This is a genomic window from Methylophaga sp. UBA1464 (genome assembly GCF_002325665.1).
Classification (GTDB): Bacteria; Pseudomonadota; Gammaproteobacteria; order Nitrosococcales; family Methylophagaceae; genus Methylophaga.
In genome coordinates, this window is the sequence record NZ_DCSO01000103.1 from 1,004 (window position 1) to 3,424 (window position 2,421).

5 protein-coding genes are annotated in these 2,421 nt (G+C 45.8%); 2 read left to right on the plus strand and 3 right to left on the minus strand.

The annotated features are described in order from the left end of the window. Positions 1 to 717: MutS-related protein (locus tag B3O33_RS13965; protein ID WP_414673300.1), on the plus strand; the 717-nt coding region annotated here is incomplete at its 5' end. Positions 718 to 723: 6 nt separating this feature from the next. On the opposite strand, the gene B3O33_RS13970 is transcribed toward B3O33_RS13965, so the two are convergent. The 3 genes from B3O33_RS13970 to B3O33_RS13980 are packed head-to-tail and all read right to left on the minus strand — an operon-like array spanning position 724 to position 1,851. Then, positions 724 to 999, minus strand: a complete 276-nt coding sequence (locus B3O33_RS13970; RefSeq protein ID WP_292359868.1) for a YcgL domain-containing protein — start codon at positions 997 to 999, stop codon at positions 724 to 726. Positions 1,000 to 1,011: 12 nt separating this feature from the next. Further along, positions 1,012 to 1,401: a VOC family protein gene (locus B3O33_RS13975; RefSeq protein WP_292359867.1), complete on the minus strand. Its 390-nt coding sequence runs from the start codon at positions 1,399 to 1,401 to the stop codon at positions 1,012 to 1,014. Positions 1,402 to 1,431: 30 nt separating this feature from the next. Then, entirely contained in the window at positions 1,432 to 1,851 is a 420-nt protein-coding gene (locus B3O33_RS13980; RefSeq protein WP_292359865.1) for an OsmC family protein, read from the minus strand. A gap of 105 nt (positions 1,852 to 1,956) precedes the next feature. Here B3O33_RS13980 and B3O33_RS13985 point away from each other — a divergent pair. Beyond that, the coding region (locus B3O33_RS13985) for a cyclic nucleotide-binding domain-containing protein (RefSeq protein ID WP_292363843.1) at positions 1,957 to 2,421 on the plus strand (465 nt) is incomplete at its 3' end.

Genomic DNA, 2,421 nt, shown 5'->3' on the forward strand with positions numbered 1-2,421 from the left:
CCGAACATGGGCGGTAAATCCACCTATATGCGTCAGACTGCCTTGATAGTTATCATGGCGTATATGGGCAGCTACGTACCGGCGGAATCAGCCAAAATTGGCCAGATAGATCAGATTTTTACCCGTATCGGTGCCAGTGATGATCTGGCGTCAGGTCGTTCCACGTTTATGGTGGAAATGAATGAAGCGGCCAATATTCTGAACAACGCGACGGCACAAAGTCTGGTGTTGATGGATGAAGTGGGGCGTGGGACCAGTACATTCGATGGGCTGGCGCTGGCCTGGAGTTGCGCTGAAAAACTGGTACGGGATATTGGTGCTTATACCTTATTTGCGACACATTATTTCGAGATGACCCAGCTACCAGCGTTATATGGCAAAGCGGCTAATGTGCATTTGGATGCCATTGAACATGGCGACAAAATTGTGTTTTTACATCAATTAAAACCGGGTGCAGCTAATCAGAGTTATGGATTACAGGTTGCACAATTGGCTGGGGTGCCAAACGATGTTATTCAGGCAGCCAAACATAAACTGGCGACGTTAGAGTCACAACGCAGCGTTGGTTCGGAGGGCCAGGAGCTACAACCGCAACAGGATTTATTTGCCCAACCGGATAATGCCGTTTTGATTCATAAAATCGGGCAAATCAATCCGGATGAATTAACACCCAAGGCCGCATTGGAATTACTTTACGAGCTGAAAAAACTGGTTTGACTTAAATTAATGCAGTTGGCCTGTGCGCTCACGATGTAACAATAAATCATTGGTCGGCGGCATTTGTACATGGAAGCCCTGTGTTTCCAGATTATGAATGACTTTATTTACATCTTCTCTAGCCAGCTTTCGCTCCGGGCTAAGCTCGAGTTCCATCACAAATATTGGTTCGTTGCCCATTGACCCATAGAGACTTGGCGGGACTTCTGAAAAATCATCTTTTTTGCTGAGATAAAGATACAGCTCTTCTTTTTTTCGGCTTTTATAGATATAGGCTTTCATAATAACTCTGATTTACGAAATCGGTGGATGATAGATGATCTGCACAACCGTTCCGGCGGGATCAAAACAATAAAAACTGCGGGCACCATCGCGATGGGTGCGAGGTGGCTGGCGCATGGGAACGGCATGATGATCCAGAAAAGCATACCATTCATCAACCTGATCAGGGGTTGGAATGATGAAGCCGATGTGATCCAGGGGCTGAACCGGGGTTTTATTGATATTTTCACCACGGTGCAAGGCCAGGTTATCATTACCTGACGTCAGATACACATTATCTGCATCGGGTCGCCACTCGACTTCCATGCCCAATAAATCCACATAAAACTGTTCACAGGCTTCGAGGTTATCGACGGTTAATGCCACATGGCGTAAACCGCCGGTTCGAGTTGGGCGCTGCATGGTTATGCTCCCTTTTTAAAAATCAAAGAATTACGTTTGTTCAATCACTTCATAGTCGTGAGTGATTTCCGCTGTTTTTGCCAGCATGATTGACGCTGAGCAATATTTTTCGGTCGACAGCTTGACTGCGCGATCCACAAAGTTCTGTTTAAGGTTGCGACCGGTTACCGTGTAATGCACATGAATTTTGGTGAACACTTTGGGGGCTTCAGTACTGCGTTCTGCGGAAACCTCGACCACACAGTCCGTCACATCCTGACGCGATTTTTTCAGAATATCGATAACATCAAATGAGGTGCAGCCGCCCAGACCCAGTAACAATAGCTCCATGGGGCGCATGCCTGTGCCATGGCCACCGGCTTCTTCCGGGCCATCCATTACGATGGTATGGCCGGTACCAGACTCACCGACAAATAAAACATCCTCAACCCACTTTACTCTTGCTTTCATTTAACTCATCCTGCATAAAATACATTTAATAACGTTTAATTTTGCCATATTCATCGGAATTGGGCAGAATTAATCCCTATAAAAATAAAGCTGAGCCTTCATGACATGGATTATTTAAAACATAAAGAAAGAGAAGAGCAGTTGGCAGAATTTTTTAAACACTGTCACAGCAAAGTTTATCCTGCCAAAACGATGCTGGCCCGACCGGGTGATATTCCTGACAAGCTCTATTATATACGCGAAGGCTCTATCAGCATCTGTGTTGAAAATGAAGAAGGTGAGGAATTAATAGTTGCCTACCTTAACCAGGGCGACTTTATCGGTGAAGTGGGGTATTTTCACGATACCATCAACGACCGCATGTCGGTGGTCAAAGCCAGAACCGATTGCCGCACAGAAGAAATCAGTTATCAAACACTGAAAGCGCTTTCCAAAACAGAATTGAAAGGTTGTTATCCGTATTTACTGGAAACGTTGGGTGAGCAGATGTCCAGACGTTTACTGACCACGACCCGTAAAGCCACCAACATGGCGTTTATGGATGTATCGGGCCGGGTAGAAGAAGCCTTG

Bases quoted from the DNA above. Each gene is read 5' to 3' on its own strand.
- B3O33_RS13970 (WP_292359868.1), bottom strand. From the start codon at position 999: ATGAAAGCCTATATCTATAAAAGCCGAAAAAAAGAAGAGCTGTATCTT.
- B3O33_RS13975 (WP_292359867.1), bottom strand. From the start codon at position 1,401: ATGCAGCGCCCAACTCGAACCGGCGGTTTACGCCATGTGGCATTAACC.
- B3O33_RS13980 (WP_292359865.1), bottom strand. From the start codon at position 1,851: ATGAAAGCAAGAGTAAAGTGGGTTGAGGATGTTTTATTTGTCGGTGAG.